Source organism: Kribbella sp. WER1 (assembly GCF_054189145.1).
Genome location: NZ_CM135186.1, coordinates 5,517,876 through 5,539,502, shown reverse-complemented (window position 1 = coordinate 5,539,502; position 21,627 = coordinate 5,517,876). Strand labels below are relative to the sequence as shown.

23 protein-coding genes are annotated in these 21,627 nt (G+C 69.3%); 11 read left to right on the top strand and 12 right to left on the bottom strand.

The features are described 5' to 3' along the window. Position 1: 1 nt before the first annotated feature. From ACXJJ3_RS26930 to ACXJJ3_RS26920, 3 genes are all read right to left on the bottom strand, one after another. The gene (locus tag ACXJJ3_RS26930) at positions 2-361 is read right to left on the bottom strand and encodes an NADH-quinone oxidoreductase subunit A (protein ID WP_380195354.1); all 360 of its coding nucleotides are present in this window, start codon (positions 359-361) and stop codon (positions 2-4) included. A gap of 97 nt (positions 362-458) precedes the next feature. Next, on the bottom strand, positions 459-1,772 hold the full coding sequence (locus ACXJJ3_RS26925) for a geranylgeranyl reductase family protein (protein WP_458164633.1): 1,314 nt from the start codon (positions 1,770-1,772) through the stop codon (positions 459-461). Positions 1,773-1,937: 165 nt separating this feature from the next. Continuing rightward, positions 1,938-2,636 (bottom strand): demethylmenaquinone methyltransferase, encoded by a 699-nt coding sequence (locus ACXJJ3_RS26920; RefSeq protein WP_458164632.1) that lies wholly within the window; start codon positions 2,634-2,636, stop codon positions 1,938-1,940. A gap of 224 nt (positions 2,637-2,860) precedes the next feature. On the opposite strand from ACXJJ3_RS26920, the gene ACXJJ3_RS26915 reads away from it, so the two are divergent. Together ACXJJ3_RS26915 and ACXJJ3_RS26910 are read left to right on the top strand one after the other, a co-directional pair. Continuing rightward, a complete protein-coding gene (locus ACXJJ3_RS26915) occupies positions 2,861-4,144 on the top strand; it encodes an isochorismate synthase (protein ID WP_458164631.1) in 1,284 nt (427 codons plus the stop codon). Further along, the gene (locus ACXJJ3_RS26910) at positions 4,141-4,758 is read left to right on the top strand and encodes an MBL fold metallo-hydrolase (RefSeq protein WP_458164630.1); all 618 of its coding nucleotides are present in this window, start codon (positions 4,141-4,143) and stop codon (positions 4,756-4,758) included. Before ACXJJ3_RS26915 ends, ACXJJ3_RS26910 begins: the two co-directional genes overlap by 4 nt. A 139-nt stretch (positions 4,759-4,897) precedes the next feature. Here the strand turns inward: ACXJJ3_RS26910 and ACXJJ3_RS26905 are convergent, their stop codons facing one another. Further along, positions 4,898-5,731, bottom strand: coding sequence for a GNAT family N-acetyltransferase (locus ACXJJ3_RS26905; RefSeq protein ID WP_458164629.1), 834 nt, complete (start codon positions 5,729-5,731; stop codon positions 4,898-4,900). Between the two features lie 56 nt (positions 5,732-5,787). Between ACXJJ3_RS26905 and ACXJJ3_RS26900 the strand changes: the two genes are divergently transcribed. Genes ACXJJ3_RS26900 through mptB form a run of 4 tightly spaced genes read left to right on the top strand, consistent with a single transcriptional unit; the run spans position 5,788 to position 9,656 of the window. Beyond that, positions 5,788-6,432, top strand: a complete 645-nt coding sequence (locus tag ACXJJ3_RS26900; protein WP_458164628.1) for a PadR family transcriptional regulator — start codon at positions 5,788-5,790, stop codon at positions 6,430-6,432. Positions 6,433-6,464: 32 nt separating this feature from the next. Then, positions 6,465-7,451 (top strand): ATP-binding cassette domain-containing protein, encoded by a 987-nt coding sequence (locus tag ACXJJ3_RS26895; RefSeq protein ID WP_458164627.1) that lies wholly within the window; start codon positions 6,465-6,467, stop codon positions 7,449-7,451. Continuing rightward, a complete protein-coding gene (locus ACXJJ3_RS26890) occupies positions 7,448-8,212 on the top strand; it encodes an ABC transporter permease (RefSeq protein WP_458164626.1) in 765 nt (254 codons plus the stop codon). Before ACXJJ3_RS26895 ends, ACXJJ3_RS26890 begins: the two co-directional genes overlap by 4 nt. Positions 8,213-8,252: 40 nt before the next feature. After that, complete coding sequence (gene mptB, locus ACXJJ3_RS26885; RefSeq protein WP_458164625.1) at positions 8,253-9,656, top strand: polyprenol phosphomannose-dependent alpha 1,6 mannosyltransferase MptB; 1,404 nt, start codon at positions 8,253-8,255, stop codon at positions 9,654-9,656. On the opposite strand, the gene menD is transcribed toward mptB, so the two are convergent. Genes menD through menE form a run of 3 tightly spaced genes read right to left on the bottom strand, consistent with a single transcriptional unit; the run spans position 9,643 to position 13,294 of the window. Next, on the bottom strand, positions 9,643-11,283 hold the full coding sequence (gene menD, locus ACXJJ3_RS26880) for a 2-succinyl-5-enolpyruvyl-6-hydroxy-3-cyclohexene-1-carboxylic-acid synthase (protein WP_458164624.1): 1,641 nt from the start codon (positions 11,281-11,283) through the stop codon (positions 9,643-9,645). The genes mptB and menD overlap by 14 nt on opposite strands. Then, positions 11,280-12,206: an o-succinylbenzoate synthase gene (locus ACXJJ3_RS26875; protein ID WP_458164623.1), complete on the bottom strand. Its 927-nt coding sequence runs from the start codon at positions 12,204-12,206 to the stop codon at positions 11,280-11,282. The genes menD and ACXJJ3_RS26875 overlap by 4 nt, the downstream gene beginning before the upstream one ends. Beyond that, the gene (gene menE / locus ACXJJ3_RS26870) at positions 12,203-13,294 is read right to left on the bottom strand and encodes an o-succinylbenzoate--CoA ligase (protein ID WP_458164622.1); all 1,092 of its coding nucleotides are present in this window, start codon (positions 13,292-13,294) and stop codon (positions 12,203-12,205) included. Before menE ends, ACXJJ3_RS26875 begins: the two co-directional genes overlap by 4 nt. 109 nt (positions 13,295-13,403) lie before the next feature. Here menE and ACXJJ3_RS26865 point away from each other — a divergent pair, with 109 nt between their 5' ends. Beyond that, positions 13,404-14,279 carry a 1,4-dihydroxy-2-naphthoate polyprenyltransferase gene (locus tag ACXJJ3_RS26865; RefSeq protein ID WP_458164621.1) on the top strand — a complete coding sequence of 292 codons (876 nt, stop codon included), beginning with the start codon at positions 13,404-13,406 and terminating at the stop codon, positions 14,277-14,279. Further along, on the top strand, positions 14,276-15,040 hold the full coding sequence (locus ACXJJ3_RS26860) for a hypothetical protein (protein ID WP_458164620.1): 765 nt from the start codon (positions 14,276-14,278) through the stop codon (positions 15,038-15,040). The genes ACXJJ3_RS26865 and ACXJJ3_RS26860 overlap by 4 nt, the downstream gene beginning before the upstream one ends. Here ACXJJ3_RS26860 and ACXJJ3_RS26855 read toward each other — a convergent pair. Then, positions 15,037-15,471 (bottom strand): AAA family ATPase, encoded by a 435-nt coding sequence (locus tag ACXJJ3_RS26855; protein ID WP_458164619.1) that lies wholly within the window; start codon positions 15,469-15,471, stop codon positions 15,037-15,039. The genes ACXJJ3_RS26860 and ACXJJ3_RS26855 overlap by 4 nt on opposite strands. A gap of 50 nt (positions 15,472-15,521) precedes the next feature. After that, the gene (cds1, locus tag ACXJJ3_RS26850; protein WP_458164618.1) at positions 15,522-16,640 is read right to left on the bottom strand and encodes an L-cysteine desulfhydrase Cds1; all 1,119 of its coding nucleotides are present in this window, start codon (positions 16,638-16,640) and stop codon (positions 15,522-15,524) included. Between the two features lie 81 nt (positions 16,641-16,721). On the opposite strand from cds1, the gene ACXJJ3_RS26845 reads away from it, so the two are divergent. Genes ACXJJ3_RS26845 through ACXJJ3_RS26835 form a run of 3 tightly spaced genes read left to right on the top strand, consistent with a single transcriptional unit; the run spans position 16,722 to position 18,613 of the window. Continuing rightward, on the top strand, positions 16,722-17,045 hold the full coding sequence (locus ACXJJ3_RS26845; protein WP_458164617.1) for a hypothetical protein: 324 nt from the start codon (positions 16,722-16,724) through the stop codon (positions 17,043-17,045). A gap of 19 nt (positions 17,046-17,064) precedes the next feature. Then, positions 17,065-18,084, top strand: a complete 1,020-nt coding sequence (locus tag ACXJJ3_RS26840) for a M48 family metallopeptidase (protein WP_458164616.1) — start codon at positions 17,065-17,067, stop codon at positions 18,082-18,084. 37 nt (positions 18,085-18,121) lie between these two features. Next, positions 18,122-18,613, top strand: a complete 492-nt coding sequence (locus ACXJJ3_RS26835) for a GNAT family N-acetyltransferase (protein WP_458164615.1) — start codon at positions 18,122-18,124, stop codon at positions 18,611-18,613. Positions 18,614-18,671: 58 nt separating this feature from the next. Here ACXJJ3_RS26835 and ACXJJ3_RS26830 read toward each other — a convergent pair whose 3' ends face one another. From ACXJJ3_RS26830 to ACXJJ3_RS26820, 3 genes are all read right to left on the bottom strand, one after another. After that, positions 18,672-20,234, bottom strand: coding sequence for an MFS transporter (locus ACXJJ3_RS26830; RefSeq protein ID WP_458164614.1), 1,563 nt, complete (start codon positions 20,232-20,234; stop codon positions 18,672-18,674). A gap of 57 nt (positions 20,235-20,291) precedes the next feature. Next, positions 20,292-20,891: a TetR-like C-terminal domain-containing protein gene (locus ACXJJ3_RS26825; RefSeq protein WP_458164613.1), complete on the bottom strand. Its 600-nt coding sequence runs from the start codon at positions 20,889-20,891 to the stop codon at positions 20,292-20,294. A 377-nt stretch (positions 20,892-21,268) separates the two neighbouring features. Beyond that, positions 21,269-21,520, bottom strand: a complete 252-nt coding sequence (locus ACXJJ3_RS26820; RefSeq protein ID WP_458164612.1) for a DUF4229 domain-containing protein — start codon at positions 21,518-21,520, stop codon at positions 21,269-21,271. Positions 21,521-21,627 lie beyond the last annotated feature (107 nt).

Genomic DNA, 21,627 nt, shown 5'->3' with positions numbered 1-21,627 from the left:
GTCAGTCCCACTCCAGTCCGCCGCGACGCCACACGTAGGTGTAGGCGATGAAGACGGTGACGATGAAGATGACCATCTCGACCAGCCCGAAGAGCGCCATCTGGTCGAAGGCGACCGCCCACGGGTAGAGGAAGATGATCTCGATGTCGAACACGATGAACAGCATCGCGGTGATGTAGTACTTCACCGGGAAGCGGCCGCCGCCGACCGGCTGCGGGGTCGGTTCGATGCCGCACTCGTACGAGTCCAGCCTGGCCCGGTTGTACCGCTTCGGGCCGACCAGCGCACTCACGGTGATGCTGCCCGCCACGAAGAGCAGCGCGAGCACACCAAGAGCAAGAATCGGTGTGTAGGGGTGCATCGCTGCGTGCTCCCTCCTTCAGCCGGTGGTCTGTCTGTGTCTGTTCTTGTCTGTTGTTATCAGTACCGCTGTGGCTCAGCTCACTCGCCCCGCCGCTTCAGGCAGCGGGAGCCAGCTTGGTGAGCCCGTTGATGATCTTGTCCATCACGTCCCCGTCCCGCGGGTCGGTGAGGTTGGCAAGCAACTTCAAGGTGAACTTCATCAAGGTGGTGCGCGGCAGACCGTACTTGGTGCACAGCCGCATCACCTCCGGATTTCCGATCAGCTTCACGAAGATCCGGCCGAGCGTGTAGTAGCCGCCGTACTCCTGCTTCAGCGCCTTCGGGTACGCCGACAACGCGCGCTCCCGCTGGTTCGGCTGCCGGCGCAGCGCCTGGGCGGCGACCTCGGCGGCGAACGCCCCGGACTCCATCGCGTACGGGATGCCCTCGCCGTTGAACGGGTTGACCATGCCGCCGGCGTCGCCGAGCAGCATCAGGCCGCGGGTGTAGTGCGGTTGCCGGTTGAAGCCCATCGGCAGCGCCGCCCCGCGGATCGGGATGGTCTGGAACTCGTCGCGGAACTGCCACTCCTCCGGCGTGTTCTTCAGCCACGCCTTCAGCAGGTCGGCGTAGTCGACCTTGCCGAACGCTTCGGAGGTGTTCAGGATGCCGAGGCCGACGTTCACGGTGCCGTCGCCCATCCCGAAGATCCAGCCGTACCCCGGCAGCAGCACTTTGCCGCCCGGCTGCTTCGGGTCGTCGGCCCACAGCTCCAGCCAGGACTCGAGGTAGTCGTCGTCGGTCCGCGGGCTGGTGAAGTACGTCCGGACGGCGACACCCATCGGGCGGTCGTCGCGCTTGTGCAGGCCCATCGCGATGCTCAGCCGGGAGGAGTTGCCGTCGGCGGCCATCACCAGCGGCGCCCGGAACTCGACGTCGGCACCGGCCCGCCGGCCGTTGTCGTCGACCGGCTTCGCGGTGACGCCGACGATGTGGCCGCGGTCGTCCAGGATCGGGCCGCTGACGTTCGTCCGCTCACGCAGCCGCGCCCCGGCCTTCACGGCCTGCCGGGCGAGCATGTCGTCGAAGTCCATCCGGTTCCGGGTCAGGCCGTAGTTCGGGTGGCTGGCCAGATCCGGCCAGTCCAGCTGCAACTGGTGCCCGGCGCCCTGGATCCGGAGGCCGTAGTTGCGGATCCAGCCGGCGTCCTCGGAGATGTCGATCCCCATGTTGATCAGCTGCTTGGTGCCGCGTGGGGTCAGCCCGTCGCCGCACACCTTCTCCCGCGGGAACGCGGTCTTCTCCAGCAGCAGTACGTCGAGACCAGCGTTCGCCAGGTGGTACGCGGCTGCCGATCCGGCGGGTCCGGCACCGACGACGATCACATCGGCGGTCTCCGCCTGCTGCCCGCTCGGCACGCTCTGGCTCATCTCTCCGGCCTGGATGTTCTTGGGGGGCGTGTGCGCTCGTGAACGACTTCACGAGCACTCTTCACTCGACAGTCTAGGACTGCCTGACGTGGACACGAAACTCGCCCCAACCGCCTTGCGGGCAAGCCAATTTCGCTTAAATTCCGTTGCGTAATTAACTGGGCATCAACTGGGCTTGACCGCCCGGTGGATGGCGACCAGGCCGCCGGTCAGGTTGCGCCATTGCACCCTGGTCCAGCCGGCGTCCTCGATCGCCCGGGCCAGCGGCTCCTGCGGCAGCCAGGCGCGGGTCGACTCGGCCAGGTACTCGTACGCCTCGGGGTTCGTCGACACCACCTTCGCCACCGCCGGCACCGCCCGCATCATGTACTCCAGGTACACCACCCGGAACGGCTTCCAGGTCGGATGCGACTGCTCGAGTACGACGAGCCGCCCGCCCGGCCGGGTCACCCGGAGCATCTCGCGCAGCGCCAGCGGTACGTCGTTCACGTTCCGCAGCGCCCAGGAGATCGTCACCACGTCGAACGACTCGTCCGCGAACGGCAGCCGCAGCGCGTCACCGGCGATCAGGTCCAGCTCCGGGTGCCGGCGCTTGCCGACCGTGAGCATGCCGACCGAGAAGTCGCAGGACACCACCTCGGCCCCGGACTCCCGCAGGTTGATGCTGGACGCGCCGGTGCCGGCCGCCAGGTCGAGGATCTTCAGCCCCTTCCGGGGCGCGATCTCGGCCAGCGTCGCGGGCCGCCAGTACAGCTTCTCCAGCCCCATCGTCGCGACCGCGTTGGTCCGGTCGTACCCCTCGGCGACGTTGTCGAACATGGCCGCCACGTCGTGCGGTTGCTTGCTCAGGTCTGCGCGCGTCACCTGTCTAGTGTCCTGCACCGTCATCCGAGCGCCGGCTCCGGTGTCCAGGTGGGTGCATCGCAAGGCGGAGGGCGGGGCTCGATGCGGGTTTCATCGTGCCTCGCCCTCCAACGCAGCGAGGTGCCCGCCTGGGCGCCGGAGATGGTGCTCGGAGGGCGGTGCAGGACGCGAGGTTCATCACGCGAGGGGAGGGTGGAAAGACAGGAGGCATACTCTTGCATTTCGTGAGTGCATCTCCAGGTAGCCGTGCGGCCCTCGCGACCCGAGGCCCCGCACCGCAGTTGGTGGTTCGCAGTCAACCGGTGGACGGCGTGTCGGCGCACCTGCTCGACCATCTGCCGGACGACGGCGGACTCGCGTGGGTACGGCGGGGCGACGGCCACGTCGGCTGGGGCGTCGCCGCTCGGCTCGACGTTGCCGGGAGCAACCGCTTCGAGCAGGCCGCGCGCTGGTGGCAGGAGCTCGTCGGGGCCGCCGTGGTCCGCGACGAGCTCGGCGTACCGGGCTCCGGGCTGGTGTGCTTCGGCTCGTTCGGCTTCACCGACTCCGACCCGAGCGAGCTGGTGGTCCCCGAGGTGATCGTCGGCCGCCGGGCCGGTACCACCTGGGTGACGACGATCTCGCCGGCCAGTTCGCTGGCCGCGCCGCCGGAGCTGCGGATCCACGAGCCGTCCCCGGTGTACGACGTGACGTTCGCCGACGGTGCCCGGACCGGGACCGCCTGGTCGAGCATCGTCGCCGACGCGGTCCGCCGGATCACCGCGGGCGACCTGGACAAGGTGGTGCTGGCCCGGGACCTGATCGCGATCGCCGAGCAGCCGATCGACCTGCGGTGGCCGCTGCACCGGCTGGCCACGGCGTACCCGAACTGCTGGACGTTCTCCGTCGACGGCCTGATCGGCGCCACGCCCGAGCTGCTGGTCCGCCGGGAGAAGGGCCTGATCACCTCGCGGGTGCTGGCCGGCACGATCCGCCGGACCGGCGACGACGCGCACGACCTGGCCCTGGCCGCGTCGCTGGCGCGGTCCTCGAAGGACCTCGAGGAGCACGAGTTCGCGGTCCGCTCGGTCGCCGACGCGCTGGAGCCGCACTGCTCGTCGATGAACGTCCCGGAGACCCCGTTCGTGCTGCACCTGCCGAACGTGATGCACCTGGCCACCGACGTCGCCGGCGTCGCGAACAACGGCGCCTCCGCCCTCGGCCTGGCCGCCGCCCTGCACCCGTCCGCCGCGGTCTGCGGTACGCCGACCCCGGTCGCGCGGGACCTGATCGGCGAGATCGAGGGCATGCAGCGCGGCCGGTTCAGCGGCCCGGTCGGCTGGATGGACGCGGCCGGCGACGGCGAGTGGTGCATCGCCCTGCGCTGCGGCCAGGCCGACCCCGAGGACGCCCGCCGGGTCCGGCTGTTCGCCGGCGCCGGCATCGTCGCGGGCTCGAACCCGGACGCCGAACTGGCCGAGACGAACGCCAAGCTGGTACCGATGCGAGATGCCCTAGGAGACTTATGAAGCTCACGAAGTTCGCTCATGCCTGTGTTCGGCTGGAGAAGGACGGGAAGACGCTGCTGGTCGACCCGGGGTCGTTCAGCGAGGACGCCGCGTTCGAGAAGGCCGACGCGATCCTGGTCACGCACGAGCACCAGGACCATCTCGACGTCGACCGGGTCGCCGCGCTCGACGTACCGGTGTACACGAACGCCGGCGTCGCGGCGCAGCTGACCGCGCTGGGCGACCGGGTGCACGTGGTCGCCGACGGCCAGTCGTTCGACGCGGCCGGTTTCGCGGTCCGTGCGTACGGCAAGGACCACGCGGTGATCCTGCCCGAGTGGGGCGTGCCGTGCGAGAACGTCGGCTTCCTGATCGACGACGCGGTCTATCACCCGGGCGACTCGTTCACCCGGCCGGACCGCGCGGTGCACACGAACCTGGTGCCGATCTCCGGCCCGTGGTTCGCGCTGCCGCCGGCCGTCGACTACGCCCGGACGGTCTCGTCGAGCCAGCTGGTCGGCATCCACGACGGCCTGCTCAGCCCGATCGGCCTGAGCATGTTCTCCCGGTTCCTGAACTCCGACGAGCGCCCGTACCTCGGCCTCGCCCCGGGCGAGTCCACCGAGATCAGCTGAAGCCGTACCCCACGAAGTCGCGGACCGCGCGGTCAGCTTTCTGAGGGGTTAGCCACTGAGATGGTGGGTTGGCTACCTGCATGCAGGCGGTGAACCCACCGTTTCGGAGGCTGACCTCTCAAACGTACGGTGCGGGCGATCACGTGGTGAACTCCACGTCGACGAAGTCGGCCACCGGGTGGTACCCCGCCTGGTGGTAGATCTTGTTGGAGGTCGGGTTGGCGAGGTCGGTGTAGAGGCAGGCCTGGTTGCCCGCGGCAAGGATGGTGGCGCTGACGTGGCTGGTGAGGGCGCCGGCGTACCCGTGCCGGCGGTGCTCCGGCGGGGTGTAGACCGGGCCGACCCGGCAGACGCCGAACAGCGCCGAGTGGTGGCCGACCATGCTCACCGGTACGCCGTCGGCCTCCCAGATCGCCAGCGTGCCCAGCGCGAGTTTCCGCTCGGCCCACTCGTGGTTGTCGGGTGAGATCTCGTCGGTCGCTTCCAGGGCGAACCCGTCGCTCCAGGCGGCGACCACCTCGATGTCGTCGGACCGCATCGGGCGCGGATCGCCGTCCGCCGCGAGCGGGGTGAGCTCGATCAGTTTGTGCAGCCGGGTGCCCCGCGTCTCGGTCGCGGTGCCGCCGCGCAGCTGGCACCAGCGCTGCCCGAACCGGAGCGCCGCCGGCCGGTCGCCCGCGACCCCCTTCAGCTCCGGCAGTACGTCGGCGTACGCCTCGGCGATCGGGTCCGCGAGCTCCTCGGGGAGCGCGCCGACGTACACGCCGCGCCCGGGCGTCCGCATCGCGACGCCGACCACGTCCGGGGCGTGCACGGACACGTAGTACGACGGCTCGTCCTCGGCGCGGGCGGTGCCGTTCGCGCGCTCGTGGACGTTGCTCATGATGATCGTGTGCAGCACCGGATCCTGTTGCAGGAAAGGGAAAACCGTCCGCTCGAAGGCCTGCGGATCACTCGTCACCCGGACATCCATGCAGCGGAGCGTACGCCTTCGGGCGCGGTCCGGTCGCCCGGATTTACACTGCGAACATGTCCACCACGCGGTTGTTGCTGCTCGGCGTCGTCCGGATCTTCCAGCCGGCGTACGGATATCAGCTGCGCCGCGAACTGCTGACCTGGAACGTGCAGGCGTGGGCGAACATCAACCCCGGCTCGATCTACACCGGGCTACGGACGCTGGCCAAGCACGGGTATCTGCAGGAGATCGCGCAGGACGACGCGCACCGGCCCGGACGCACGTCGTACAAGCTGACGGCGGACGGCGAGACGGAGTACTTCGCGCTGCTCCGCGGGATGCTGTGGACGGTCGACGGGTTCCATCCGGACAAGATGCAGGCCACGATCAGCTTCATCTGGTCGCTGCGCCGCGACGAGGTGATCGCCGCGCTGGAGGCCCGGATCACCCAACTGGAGTCCGCGGTGAAGTCCGAGCCGTTCGCGGAACGCGCGATCCTCGAGGACCCGGCGACGCCGAACCACGTCGTCGAGATGTTCCGGATCACGACGGCCCGGGACAACGGCGAGCTGCTGTGGACGCGGGATTTCCTGGAGCGGATCCAGAACGGCGCGTACGCGTTCGCGGGCGAGCCGGCCGACTGGGCGCCGTACCCGGGCATGGTGACGCATTGGGGGGAGATCCCTGATCCACCCCCCAACTCCGCTATTCAAGATTGACTAGTCAAAGTTGATCACCCACACTGGCTCGCATGATGATCGAAGCGCGCGGGTTGGTGCGGACGTTCAAGACCAAGCGGGGGGCGGTGCAGGCCGTCCAAGGAGTCGACCTGGATGTGGCCGACGGGGAGATCGTCGGCTTTCTCGGGCCCAACGGGGCCGGCAAGACGACGACGATGCGGATGCTGGCGACGCTGATCAAGCCGACCAGCGGGACCGCGACAGTGGCCGGGTGCGACCTGGCGAAGGACCCGGTCGGGGTCCGGCGGGGGATCGGGTACGTCCCGCAGAGCGGCTCCACGCTGCCCGAGGCAGTGGCCGGCGACGAGGTCGTCGACCACGCCCGGCTGTACGGCGTGCCGAAGGCGAAGGCGGCCGCGGACGGGCAGCGGCTGTTCGAGGAGCTCGACCTGCCCGGGCTCTGGCGGCGGCAGTGCAAGACGCTGTCCGGCGGCCAGCGGCGCCGGCTGGACATCGTGATGGGGCTGATCCACGACCCGAAGCTGATCTTCCTGGACGAGCCGACCACCGGCCTCGACCCGCAGGCGCGGGCGAACCTGTGGGAGCACATCCGCGGGCTGCGCGACCGCGGCGCGACGATCTTCCTGACCACGCACTACCTGGACGAGGCGGACGCGCTCTGCGACCGGATCCTGGTCATCGACCACGGCAAGATCGTCGCGGCCGGTACGCCGGACAACCTCAAGCAGCAGGTCTCCGGTGACGCGGTCCGGCTGAGCATCGCCGACGTCGCGCAGGCGCCGGCGGTGATGAAGATCGTCCGCGAGCTCGACGGTGCGGTCGACGTCGAGACCGAGGACGACGTGGTCGGGTTCCGGATCCCGCGCGGCGGGTCCGTGCTGCCCGGGCTGCTCCGCTCGATCGATGCCCAGGGCATCGAGCTGCACGGGGTGGAGGTCCATCGCCCGACCCTGGACGACGTGTTCCTGACGATGACCGGCCGGTCGCTCCGCGACGAGGACAGCCAGCCCGTGCTGGAGAAGGAGACCGCAGCATGACCGTCCTCCGGGAGACCTGGATCGTGTTCCATCGGGCGATGCGGCTGTCGCTGCGGAACCCGATGTGGTCGATCCTGATGCTCAGCCAGCCGTTGATGTACCTGTTCCTGTTCGGCCCGCTGCTGAAGCCGATCACCGCGCAGATCAGCCAGGGCCAGGCGACGAACGCCTACCAGGTGTTCATTCCGGGCCTGATCGTGCAGCTCGGCATGTTCGGCGCGATGTTCGTCGGCTTCGGCCTGATCGCGGAGTACCGGGCCGGCGTGATCGAGGCGGACCGGGTCACCCCGGCGTCCCGGATCGCGCTGATGGCCGGCCGGGTACTGCGGGACGTCGTCGTCCTCGTCGCGCAGTCGATCCTGCTGCTGCTCGCCGCGCTGCCGCTCGGGTTGCGCGCGCCGTGGGGCGGCGTACTGCTGTCGCTGGTGATCGTCGCGCTGCTCGGCGCCACGTTCGCCTCGCTGTCGTACTCGGTCGCGCTGATCACCAAGAGCGAGGACGCCCTCGCCCCGCTGCTCAACGGGATCGCGATGCCACTTCTGCTGCTGTCCGGCATCCTCCTGCCGATGCAGATCGGCCCGAAGTGGCTCCAGCGGCTGTCCGACATCAGCCCGCTCAAGCACGTGGTCAACGGCGTCCGCGCCCTCTTCCGCGGCGACATCAGCAGCTCGGCCTCGTTGTGGGGCCTGTTCTGGGTCGTCCTGCTGACGATCATCGGACTAGCTGTCGGCGCAAGGACTTTCCGGAAGGAATCTGCCTAGCGTTCATCAGGCGGTCGCATGGCGGCGCTACGGTGCCGCCATGCGTTCGCCGATGGTCCGTGGGGTCGTCGGCTCTGTCATCGTCGCGCTCGCGAGTCTGGTGACGTCGGTGGTGCCCCAGTCCTCGTGGGTTGCGTCGTTTCCGCTGCGGGACTCCTTGGCCGGGCGGATGGTCGGATTGACGTTCATGGTGGCCGGGCTCGGGCTGATGGCCTGGGCCTGGTTGACTGCCGGACGACGGGTGATGGCCGGTGAACGGCTCCCCCTGCTCCGGATGACGGCGTACTGGAGTATTCCGTTGCTCCTGGCGCCGCCACTGTTCAGCCGCGACGCCTGGAGCTACGCGGCCCAGGGCGCGCTCGTGGCGGAGGGCTACAACCCGTACGACGTAGGACCCGCCGTACTCACCGGCCACATCGTCGAGGCCGTCGACCCGATGTGGATGCAGACCCCTGCACCGTACGGTCCCCTACCGCTCGCGTACGGCGGCCTGGTCGCCCACCTGACCATGAACCCGTACCTGCTGATGCTGGCGCACCGCCTGCTCGCCGTACTCGGCATAGTCCTCATCGCCTGGGCCATACCGCGCCTCGCGACCGCCTGCCGCGTCGACCCAGCCTTCGCGACCTGGCTGGTCGTCCTGAACCCCATGCTGATCACCCACGGCATCGGCGCCGCCCACAACGACATCCTGATGCTCGGGCTCTCCTGTAGCGCCTTCGCACTCGCCCTGACGGGCCGTTGGGGTACGGCGGCCGTCGTAGCCGGAGCCGCTGCCGCCGTAAAGCTCCCGGGCGGGCTGGTAGCGATCGCCATCGCCGCGGTCATGAGCCCGTTGGCCGGTCGGCTGCACCGTTTCGCGAGCCTGGTGATCGCCGGGTTCGTCTCAGTCGTCACGCTGGTCACGATCGGCGCCCTGACCGGTGTGGGCTCCGGCTGGCTCGGTGCGCTCGACGTACCGGGGCTGGTCCGTTCACCGTTCTCCATCGCCAACCTGATCGGCATGGCGGCGTCCGGCGTACTCGGCTGGCTGGGAGAGGACACTGCCGCCGCCCAGGCTCTCCAGATCGTGCGGCTGATCGGCATGCTCGCCGCTTTGAGCCTGATCGCGTGGCTGAGCCTCAGGTCGTCCATCCACTACGCAGCACGTGCTGTAGGGGTGGCCCTGCTCGCGGTTGTCGTCCTAGGACCCAGTGCGCACGACTGGTACTTCCTGTGGTGCCTGCCGTTCCTGGCGGTCGCCCGTCCCGGCCGGCGGCTGACCACGATCATCACCGCGGTCAGCCTGATCTTTACGATCGCGGCACCGCTCAACTCGTCGTTGCGCGGTGCGACCATCCCGATCCTCACCACAACCGCCTTGGTGATCGCGATCGCGCTGCCGCTGCTCAACCACCTCCGTACGCTCCAACCGGCGCAGAAGGTCCCTGTTACAGCTGCTTGAGCGCCTCGACCAGCGACCGGTTCAACGGCCGGTGGCCGTCGCGGGAGATCCGTACCTCGACCACGTCCAACCCGGCCACCGTCGGCGCGAGCGCGGCCCGCAGCTCGTCGGCCGTCTGCACGAGCGTGTACGGCGTACCGGTCGCGGCGCACAGTGCGGACAGGTCCACGTTGTGCGGTGTACCGAAGACGCGCTCGAAGTGCGTGGCGTGTGCCGGGTCGCCTTGCTCGAGGGTGGAGAAGATACCGCCGCCGTTGTCGTTGACGACCACGATCCGCAGGTCCGGGCGGGCCTCGTCGGGGCCGATGACCAGCCCGTTGGAGTCGTGCAGGAACGCGAGGTCGCCGATCAGCGCGTACGTCGGGCCCGCGTTCGCGAGCGCGGCGCCGACCGCGGTCGAGATCGTGCCGTCGATCCCGGCCAGGCCGCGGTTCGCGATCGTCCGGATCGGGACGACCGGGGCCAGGTCGAGGTCGCGGACCGGGTTCGAGGAGGCGACCACGAGCATGCCGTCGGCGCCGACGGCCTCGCCGACGAGCTGGGCGATCCGGGGTCCGCTGAGGCCGTCCGCGAGCAGCTTGTCGATCTCCGGCCGGGCCGCCTGGTCGGCGGCCTGCCAGCGCGCGAGCCAGTCGGTCGTGTCCGGCGCGGTGACCTCCAGCCCGGTCACCACCGACGCCGCCCGATGCGCCGGATCCGGCCACAGCCCGGTCGGCGACACCACGACCACCTGGACGTCCGGCCGCGCCAACAACTGCGAGATCGGCCGGGACAGCGTCGGATGCCCGAAGACCAGCACCCGCTCGATCTCGCCCGCCAATTCGCTTGCCTGCAGCAATAAGCGGTATGCGCTCACGACGGCCGGCCCGGTCCGTGCCCGGCTGGAAGGCTCAGCGAACAACGGCCACCGCCCCGCCTCTGCCGCCAGCCGCGCCGCCTGCGATGCCCCGTCACCGGCAACCACCACGGTCCTCGGCCCGGGAGACAACGCCGCTGGTTGCGCGGCCGCAGCATGCACAGCCGTCCACGGCCCGGTACCGCGACCTGTTAACGGCTCAGGCCAGTCAGGACCCTCGGTAGGTACCAAAGGCTCGCTGAGCGGGCAGTTGAGCTGCACCGGACCCGGGTCAGCGGACCTGGCACCGGTAGCGTCGGCCACCGCCCGCGCGACCTCGGACCGCCAGTACGCCACCTGGCCGACCTCACGCACCGGCGTACCCAGCTCGTGGAACAGCCGAACCGCAGTGCCGAACACCTTCAGCTGATCGGTCGTCTGGTTCGCCCCGCTCCCCCGTAGCGCCGGCGGCCGGTCGGCGCTCAGCACGATCAACGGGAGCCCGCTGTGCGACGCCTCGAGCACGGCAGGGTGCAGGTTCGCCACCGCAGTACCCGATGTGGTCACAACGGGCACCGGCAGCCCGGTGCCCCGGATGAGTCCGATGGCCAGGAAGCCCGCAGTACGTTCGTCGATGCGTACGTGCAGCCGCAGCCGCCCGTCACGGTCCGCGGCGGCCAGCGCCAGCGCCAGGGGCGCGCTGCGGGACCCTGGCGACACCACGGCTTCGCGGACACCGCAGCGGATCAGCTCATCGACCACCACAGTCGCGAACGCTGTGGACGGGTTCATCCGGCACTCCTTACTCGGGCCAGCCGCTCTTCCCACACCTTTGTCCGGTCTGCATCAGCCCGTGCGCCCTGTAGTAGCTGGGGATCCGGGACGACGCGTTTGACCGGCAGGAATCCGTTGACGGGCAGGAGCGGCTCAGCAACGACCTCTTGCGTGAACATGGAGACCGTGGCCAGACCACACGCGTACGGGAGCTCTGGAAGCGCAGCCGCGAGTGCCACGCCGGCCGCGATCCCTACTGACGTCTCAAGCGCCGACGAGACCACTACAGGCAGTCCGATCTGTTCTGCGATATCCAGGCACGCACGGACCCCACCGATCGGCTGCACCTTCAGTACGGCGATATCGGCCGCGTCGAGCTTCTTCACCCGCAACGGGTCCTCGGCCCGGCGGATGGACTCGTCAGCCGCGACAGGGACGTCCGTACGCCGCCTGACGTCGGCCAGCTCCTCAACAGTCGCGCAGGGCTGCTCGACGTACTCCAACTCGAACCGCTGCAGCTCCTTGAGGCTCTGTAGCGCCTGGTCGACCGTCCACAACCCGTTGGCGTCGACACGGACGTTCCCGTTGCCAATGGCGTCCCGTACCGCTTCCACGCGCTCCAGGTCGTCGGCGAGCGTCTGACCCGGTTCAGCCACCTTGACCTTCGCCGTACTGCATCCGGAGGCTCTGACGATGGCCGCGGCCATTTCCGGGCCCACTGCCGGAACGGTGCAGTTGACGGGCACCTGGTCGCGTACCGGTGCCGGCCAGCCGTCCTCGGCGGCTTCACGTGCTGCCCGGAGCCAGGAGACGCAGGTGGCGTCGTCGTAGTCCAGGAACGGGCTCCACTCCGCCCAGCCCGCAGGGCCTTCGTACAGCATGCCTTCGCGCACGGTAATACCGCGGAACTTGTTCTTCAGGCCGATCGAGTACGTGATCACCGCACGTCCTCCAGCAGCCGTTGCCGGTCGACCTTGCCCGACGCAAGCATCGGCAACGCCTCCAGCCGGACGACGTCTTGCGGTGCCCAGGTCCGCGGCAGCGTCTCGCTGACCCAGTCGCGGACCTCGTCGCGTGCGGGCTCGCCGACGACGAACGCGACCACCCTGGTCCCCCACTCGGCGTCGGGCGCTCCCAGCACGACCGCGTCCTTCACCCGGGGATGTTCGAGCAGCCGCGCCTGCACGGTCGTCAGGGTCACGTTCACGCCGCCGGAGATCACCACGTCGTCCACCCGGCCGACTACGCGTAGCCGTCCGTCCACCAGCTCGCCACGGTCCTGCGTACGGAACCAGCCGTCCCGCAGGACGTCGGCGGTGAGCTCCGGGCGCAGCCGGTACCCGGAGAACAGCGTGCTGCCCTTGATCAGGATCCGCCCGTCGTCGAGGTCGATCGATGTACCGTCCAGCGGCACCCCGGCGTACACGCACCCGCTGCCGGTCTCGGTCATCCCGTACGCCGGAATCGCGGTCACGCCGGCCTCCCGCGCGCGGGCCTTGAGCGGCTCGGGCGTCGACGCCCCGCCGATGATGATCGCGTCGAACGACCGCAGCGCGTCCAGGTCCGTGTCGAGGTACCGGGCCAGCTGCGTCGGGACCATCGCGGTGTACCGCCGGTCCCCGGTCAGGCGGCCGGCCGCGGCGCTGAAGTCGTCGCCGACCATGACCGGCGTCGTCCCGGCGACCAGCGAGCGGGTGAGGGTCTGCAGGCCGCCGACGAAGTACGGCTTCATCGGCAGCAGCCACTGCCCCGGGCCGCCGAGCCGGTCGTGGGTGGCGACCGCCGAGGCGATCAGCGCGTCCCGCGACAGCAGTACGCCCTTCGGCTCACCCGAGGACCCGGACGTGGTCAGCACCACAGCACAGCCGTCCTCGACCGGCTCGTCCGGCGCCGCCGCCTGATGCACCCGCGCGGCCCCGACCGCGTCCGCCGGCACCGGGGCGAACGGCGTACCGCTCCCGTCGAGTACGTCGCTCAGCGCCGCCAACACCGCATCCGGCGTACCGGGAATCAGCCGCAAGGTAGACATGTCACACCGAGCGTACGGCCCGCGCCCGGCTCCCAGCACGTTGGAGAGCTAGGACACACGTCCGGCCCGCCGCTCGCGGTTGGCCGTGTGGCTGACAGAATCGATGCTCATGGCTACCCCTGCCCAGTGGATCGAAGGTGCCCGCCCGCGCACCTTGCCCGCCGCGATCGCGCCCGTGCTCGTCGGAACCGGCGCGGCCGCCTACCAGGACGGCTTCGTCTGGTGGAAGGCACTACTGGCGCTCGGCGTCGCGCTGGCGCTGCAGATCGGCGTCAACTACGCCAACGACTACAGCGACGGCATCCGCGGTACTGACGAGAACCGGGTCGGCCCGCTGCGCCTGGTCGGCTCCAAGGTCGCCACCCCGCGCTCGGTGAAGACGGCCGCGTTCACCTGCTTCGGTGTCGGCGCCGCACTCGGCATCGTGCTCTGTGCGACCACCACGTGGTGGCTGCTGGTCGCCGGCGCCGCGTCGCTGCTCGGCGCCTGGTTCTACACCGGCGGCAAGAAGCCGTACGGCTACCGCGCGCTCGGCGAGGTCAGCGTCTTCCTGTTCTTCGGCCTGGTCGCCGTGCTCGGTACGACGTACGTCCAGGCCGAGTCCCTGCACTGGACCGCCGTCGCGGGCGCCGTCTCGGTCGGGTCGATCGCCTGCGCGCTGCTGGTCGCGAACAACCTCCGCGACATCCCGACCGACTCGGTGACCGGCAAGCGCACACTGGCCGTCGTCCTCGGTGCACCGAACTCCCGCCGGCTGTACGCCGCCCTGACCGCGCTCGCCTTCGTCCTGGCCTCCGTTTCGGCGATCGCGACACCCTGGGCGTTGCTGGCGTTCATCGCCGTACCGCTGGCGATCACGTCCACGCGGGTCGTCCTCAGCGACGCGGTCGGCCCGGCGCTGATCCCCGTGCTGAAGAACACCGGCCTGACCGAACTCCTCTACGCCATCGGCCTCGGCGCCGGACTGGCGCTCGGCGGATCGTGACGCTTCCGGCCGCTGTCGCGGAGCTGACCGATCGTTTTCTGGCGGAGGTCGACGGCCGGCTCCCGGGGCAGCTCACCGGGCTGTTCCTGCACGGGTCGATCTGCTGGGGCGAGTTCTTCCCCGGCAGCGATGTCGACTTCGTCGCGATGTGGAAGGAAATTCCAGAAAACGCTGTCCTACAGGAGATCCACGAGGCTGCGAAAGCCGAACTGACCTTCGACGGCTTCCACTGCACCGCGGCCGATCTGGCCGCCGATCCGTCGACGCTCGGGACCCGTCCGGTGTTCTTCCAGGGTGTGTTCGATCCCGCGGGCAGCATCGACCTCAACCTCGTCACCTGGCACGAACTGGCCGAGCGGCCGGTGGTCGTCCGCGGCGACGTACCGCCGGTGTTCACGAACCTCGACGAGCTGATCTCGTTCACCCGCACGAACCTCGACACGTACTGGCGACGCATCGGCGAGCGGATCGCGACCGCCGACCTCGCCACGGCCGGCCAGAACGACGCCGCCGTCGCCTGGGTCGCCCTCGGCGCGCCCCGGCTCCACCACCTGCTGACCACCCGCACGCTGACCTCGAAGAGCGGCGCCGGACGGTACATGATCGACTCCCTCGACCCGCGCTGGCACCAGCTCGCCCGCGAGGCCCTCGCGATCCGCGAGACCCCCGGCACGCCGACGACGTACGACAGCCCGGTCGCGCGGGCGGAGGACGTCCGGTCCCTCCTCACCTGGATCCTCGAGGACGGTACGGGTCGCTAGAGCAGCTGCTCGACGGTGTCCGCGAGTCTGGCTATGGGTTGCCGGGTGTCCAGTTCGAGGGTCGCTCCTTGGCGGAGAAGCGGCTCGACGGTGCGGACGTACTGCGTGATTTCGGCTTGTTCTGCTGGGCTTCGGCCGTACGGGTTGTTGGTCCGTCGGCGGACCCGCTCGAGGAGGGTCTCGAGCGGCGCGGTGAGCAGGACGACGTGGTGGAAGCGGTCGTAGAACATGCCCTGGTTCTCGACGGTGCCGGAGACGATCACCTCGTCGTACGCCAGGAGCTCGCGCATGCGTGGCTCGTCCCAGGTGCCGTCCGGACGGGTCCAGCCGTCGTAGTCGGTGTCGACGGTACGGCGGCCGCGGCGGCCGAGCTCGTCGAGCACCGTGGTCTTGCCGGCGCCGGACATCCCGGTGATCAGGATCCGGGTCACAGCACATCCCTCGCGGTCACCAGCAACTGTCGCATTCCCGGAGTTCGGGGCTACTCCGGTTCGGTCCAGTGGCCGGTGGTGGCGAAGGTTTCGAGGGTGGAGGCGTACGGGGTGATGTCGATGCCGGCGGTGCGGAGCCAGGTGTCGTCGTAGTAGGTGTTGCCGTAGCGTTCGCCGCTGTCGCAGAGGAGCGTGACGATGCTGCCGCGGGCGCCGGTACGACGCATTTCGGCGGCCAGCCGGAGGGAGCCCCAGAGGTTCGTGCCGGTGGAGCCGCCGACGAGGCGGCCGGTGACGCGGGAGCAGAAGCGCATGGCGGCGATCGAGGCGGCGTCGGGGACGGAGATCATCCGGTCGACGACGCCGAGCACGAAGGACGGTTCGACGCGGGGGCGGCCGATGCCTTCGATCCGGGACGGGCGGCCGGTGGAGAACTCGTGGTCGCCGGCCTCGAAGGCCGGGAAGAACGCGGAGTTCTCGGGGTCGACGACGGCGACCGCGGTTTCGTGGCGCTGGTAGCGGACGTAGCGGCCGATGGTGGCCGACGTACCGCCGGTGCCGGCGCCGACCACGATCCAGGTCGGGATCGGGTGCTGCTCGAGGGCGAGCTGGCCGAAGATCGACTCGGCGATGTTGTTGTTGCCGCGCCAGTCGGTCGCGCGCTCGGCGTACGTGAACTGGTCCATGTAGTGCCCGCCGGTCTCCTCGGCGAGGCGCTTGGCCTCGCCGTAGATCTGGCCGGAACGTTCGACGAAGTGGCAGCGGCCGCCGTAGAACTCGATCAGCCCGACCTTCTCGGGGCTGGTCGAGCGCGGCATCACGGCGACGAACGGGAGACCGAGCAGCCGGGCGAAGTACGCCTCGCTGACCGCGGTGGAGCCGCTGGAGGCCTCGATCACCGTGGTGCCCTCGTGGATCCAGCCGTTGCACAGCGCGTACAGGAACAGCGACCGGGCCAGGCGGTGCTTGAGCGAGCCGGTCGGGTGCACGGACTCGTCCTTGAGGTACAGGTCGACACCGGTACCTTCCGGCATCGGGAACACGTGCAGATGCGTGTCCGCGCTCCGGTTCGCGTCGGCGTCCACGATCCGGATCGCCTCGGACACCCAGGCACGGGCCTTCTCGTCGCGGCGATCGACCTCGCGGCACACCCCGTCAACCTCACTCATGCGGGCCAGGCTAGGACTTCCGGCCCGATTTGAGTATTCCTACGCTCGGTGACCGGGCCCGGCTCCGGGAGGATCGCAGGCATGATTCCGCTCGGGCCGGTCGAGTTCTCCCCCGCTGACGTCGCGCTGATTCTGGGCGTGGTGGCATTCGGGGCGGTGGCGCTCGCATTGCCGGCGACGCTCCTGCTCGGCTGGGTCGGCTACCGGCGGGGCGGGCGGCGGCCCGTCGGCAACGCGGTCTGGTACTGGTTCTGCGGGACGGGGCTGTCGGTCGGTACGACGCTCGCGGCGGCGACGTACGTCCGTTGGTGGGCGGTACCGGTCGGGTGGGTACCGAGCTTGCTGGTGGCGTGGGCGCTCAATCCCCGCAGGACCCCGAAAGCGAGCTACTGTCGGAACCCATGACGACCGGGCAGGGGGAACGATGACCGAGAACAGTGATCGGCCGACGCGGCAGCGGGTGACGTTGACCGACATCAGCTCGCGGGCGTGGGAGCACCCCGCGGACCGGGGCGCGCTGGTGGCGCTGCGGCAGCTGAAGGGGTTCGACTACGTACTGCGGAAGATGTCCGGGCTGATCAACGAGCGCGCCTTCCGGCTGCAGTACCTGGGCTCGGCGATCCGGGTCGACGAGCGGCAGTTCCCGACCGTGAACCGGCTGTACACCGAGGCGGCGAGCACCCTCGACGTGCGGGACCTGCCGGAGCTGTACGTCACGAACAGCCCGATCTGGAACGCGGTCACGATCGGCATGGACAAGCCGTTCATCGTGGTGAACAGCGCGCTGCTTCAGGGCATGGACGAGGAAGAGCTGCGATTCGTCCTCGGGCACGAGCTCGGGCACGCGCAGAGCGGTCACGCGCTGTACCAGTCGCTGCTGATGTGGCTGATGCGGCTGACCGGCGCGTTCAACTGGATGCCGATCGGCGCGCTCGGTCTGCGCGCGATCATCGCCGCGCTGCACGAGTGGTCCCGGAAGGCGGAGCTGTCCGGCGACCGGGCCGGTCTGCTCGCGACGCAGGACCCGGCGGTCGCGCTCCGGGTGCAGATGAAGCTCGCCAGCGGCGGCCAGCTGCAGGAGCTGGACACCACCGCGTTCCTTGCCCAGGGCACGGAGTACGAGAGCGCCGGCGACCTGCGCGACAGCGTGCTGAAGCTGCTGCTGCTCGAGGCGCAGTCGCACCCGCTGGCCGTGATCCGGGCGCACGAGCTGCGCCGCTGGGTGGACGAGGGCGAGTACATGACGATCGTCTCCGGCGACTACCCGAAGCGCCAGGGCGACGCCGACGCGTCGATCTCCCAGGAGGCGAAGAACGCGGCCAAGTCGTACTCCGAGGCGTTCAACCGCTCACAGGACCCGCTGGCGAAGCTGATCCGCGACCTCGGCGACGGCCTCGGCGGCGTCCGCGACTGGGTCTCCTCGAAGTTCCCGCCCCGAAACTGATTGGTGTCCGGCCCGGGCCGGTTGCATCCTGTACGACGTGATCGACGTACAAGCAATCGGCCCGGACGACTGGAAGACCTGGCGCGACCTCCGCCTGGCCGCGCTGCAGGAGGCCGCGTTCGCGTTCGGCTCGCGGTACGAGGACTGGGCCGACGCGCCCGAGGACCGCTGGCGGCAACGACTGTCCGAGCCCCGCGCCTACCAGGTGATCGCGAGCATCGACGGTACGCCGGCCGGAATGGCGGGCGCCTTCCTTGATGAGCACAGTCCTGACGGCGACACGGCCGAACTGGTGTCGATGTGGGTCGCCCCGCCCGGCCGCGGCAAGGGCGTCGGCAACGTCCTGATGCAGGCCGTCGAGGACTGGGCCCGTGGTACCGGCGCGACCACCCTGAAGCTGTCCGTTGTCCCGGGCAACGACCGGGCGCACAACCTCTACCTCCGCCACGGGTACGCCGACACCGACGAGCCCGGCGACGTGATGGCCGACGGCGTACGGCGTGAACTCGTGATGCGCAAACCCCTCTGACAACAGCCGAAGGGCCCTGCTTCCCCCCTCCCGGGAAGCAGGGCCCTTCGAGACTTCGTCAGCCCATGTGGACCGGGCTCTGCCCGTCGTTGGCCAGGTCCTTGTGCTTGATCGACAGACCGATCAGCGTGATCAGGCCCGCGCCGAGCGCCAGGAACGACGACCACAGGAACGCCCGGGTGAACCCGTGCGTGGTGGCCAGCGCCATGAACTGTCCCTTGAGCTGGTTCAGCTGCTCCGGCGACTGCCCCGCCTCGGCCGCCTTCTGCAGGCCCGGGGCCAGCTCGGTGAACTTGTCCTTGATCGCGTTCGTGGAGATCGTGCCGAGCAGCGCCAGGCCGACCGCACCACCGATCTGCTGCACGGTGTTCAGTACCGCGGAACCGACGCCGGAGTCCTCCGCCGCCACGCCGCTGACCGCGGTCAGCGTCAGCGGGACGAAGATCAGGCCCATCCCGAACGACAGCACCAGGATGTACGGCAGCAGGTGCGTCAGGTACGTCGAGTCCACCTGCAGCCGGCTGAACCCGAACATCCCGGCCGCGACGAACACGCCACCGGCACCGGCGATCCAGCGCGGGTCGATCCGCGCTACCAGCGCCGACGCGACCTGCGCCGCGACCACGATGCCGACGCTGAACGGCAGGAACGAGACACCGGTCTTGAGCGCGCTGTAACCCATGATCGACTGCACGAAGATGCCCAGGAAGTAGAACATCGAGAACATCGCCGCGCCGACGATCAGCATCACGAAGAAGCTCACGCCGCGGGTCTTGTTGGCCAGGATCCGGAACGGCATCAGCGCGTGCCGCGAGCGGGCCTCGATCGCCAGGAAGGCACCGATCAGGCCGAGACCGGCGAAGATGAAGATCAGCGTCCAGGTGTCGCCCCAGCCGTTCGTGGCCGCGTGCGTCAGGCCGTACACCAGCGAGGTGAGACCCGCCGTACCGGTGATCGCGCCCGGCAGGTCGAACTTGCCGGTCTGCCGCTCCGACTCACCGAGGAACCGGAAGGCCAGCACCGCGACCAGCAGGCCGATCGGGGTGTTGATGAAGAACGTCCAGCGCCAGGACGCCTCGGTCAGCGCGCCGCCGAGGATCAGCCCGACGGCCGCGCCGGCGCCGGACATCGCGGCGTACACGCCCATCGCGCGGTTGCGCTCCTTGCCGGCCGGGAAGGTCGTGGTGATCAGGGCCAGCGCGTTCGGCGAGGCCATGGCAGCGGCCACACCCTGCAGGATCCGGCTGGTCAGCAGGACGCCCTCGCTCTGCGCGATACCGCCGACGAACGAGGCCAGGCCGAACAGCACGACACCGACGACGAACACCTTGCGGCGGCCGAGGATGTCACCGATCCGGCCGCCGAGCAGCAGCAGACCGCCGAACGCCAGCGCGTACGCGTTCACCACCCACGGCAGCGAGGCGTCGCTGAAGCCGAGCGCGTCCTTGATGTGCGGCAGCGCGATGTTCACGATGGTGCCGTCCAGCACCACCATCAGCTGCGCCATGCAGATCAGCGCGAGCGCGATACCGAGATTGCGGTGGCCGTGCGCCGGGGCCTCGGCCACGGTGTCGACCGGCCGTCCTTCCGGCGGATCGGCGTTGATGGTTCCTTCGGACATAAGAAAGCTTTCCCCTCTTGGCAGACTGTCTTGGTCGCGAACCGGCCCCACACCGGTTCAGCTCGCCTGCGACCCCCGCGCCGCAGGCATGATCACGTTGTCGATCACTCGGAGGATCAGTTCGTCGGTCGGCTCGACGCCGAGGATGTAGGCGTGGTGGATGATCACCGCGGGCAGCGTCACCGAGAGCAGCTCGACGTCCACGTCCGGCGCGATCTCGCCGCGCGCGACGGCACGCTCGTACACCTTGCTTGTGAGCGCGTTCCGGGGGGCCAGGAAGCGCTCCCGGAAGGCCTTCTGCAGGTCGTCGTCGCGGTGCAGGGCGGTCAGCAGTCCGGCCACCACCGACATCGGCAACTCGTCGGTGAACCCGCCGTCGCCGCACGCCATCGAGATCAGGTCGCCGCGCAGGCTGCCGGTGTCGACGTCCTCCGGCATCGGGCAGCCCTTGGCGCGGCTGATCGCGTCCACGACCAGCTCGGCCTTGGTGGACCAGCGCCGGTACAGCGTCGCCTTGCTCGCCTTCGCCGCCGTCGCCACCGCGTCCATCGTCAACCGGTCGTAACCGAGCTCGGCCACCACCGCGACGGTCGCGTCGAGGATCTCCTCCTCACGCCCACCTTCGACCCGCGGCCGCTGCCGCACGCCTGCATCCATCGCCATCACCTTGAGTAGTCGTCAAAACACGGATGGAACGAAACGGTTTCGTTCCATCCACCACGTTACGACTCATGTGAAGGAATGCACAAACGATTTTGCCCGGAATTCATCAGTGGCATAGGTCACTGTCCGTACCAGTCGATCACTGGTACGACGGTTCTCCGCGGACCCGCCCCACAGACCCAGCCGCCCCACGCACCAGCCAGCCCGAGGACCAGCCGAGGCGCCATCCCTGGGCGGCCCGCACACGAGGGGATCTCCCCTCGTGTTGCGGCTTATCCGCTCTAACACCAGCAGAGAACCACCAACTCGAACGGATAACCCCTCGCGGAACAGCCGCCCGAGGCGCGTCCTGGTGTAGGCGGGGAGAGCTTCTAGTCGTCGTCCTCGGCGGAACGAGCCTGCTCGAGGCGAGTGCTGATCTTCGTGGCCCGGGTATCGATCTTCCCGGCCAGCCGGTCCCGGGCGGCGCGCAGCACGAAGATCGACAGGATCGACGAGATGATCAGCGCGATCAGCAGCAACGGGAAGATGGACAGCCAGGTGTTCAACGCGAACCAGAGCACCGCGAAGCAAACCGCAAACAAGGCAGCCCGCAGGCCGGTGTAAGTAGCAAATTCCTTCACGGCGATCCCTTCCCTCGCCTCACAGCATCACACACGCCTTCACCCCAGCTTGACGACCCCCGACCTGATTACGATCCGGAATCATACGAACACATTACGTGAAGGGT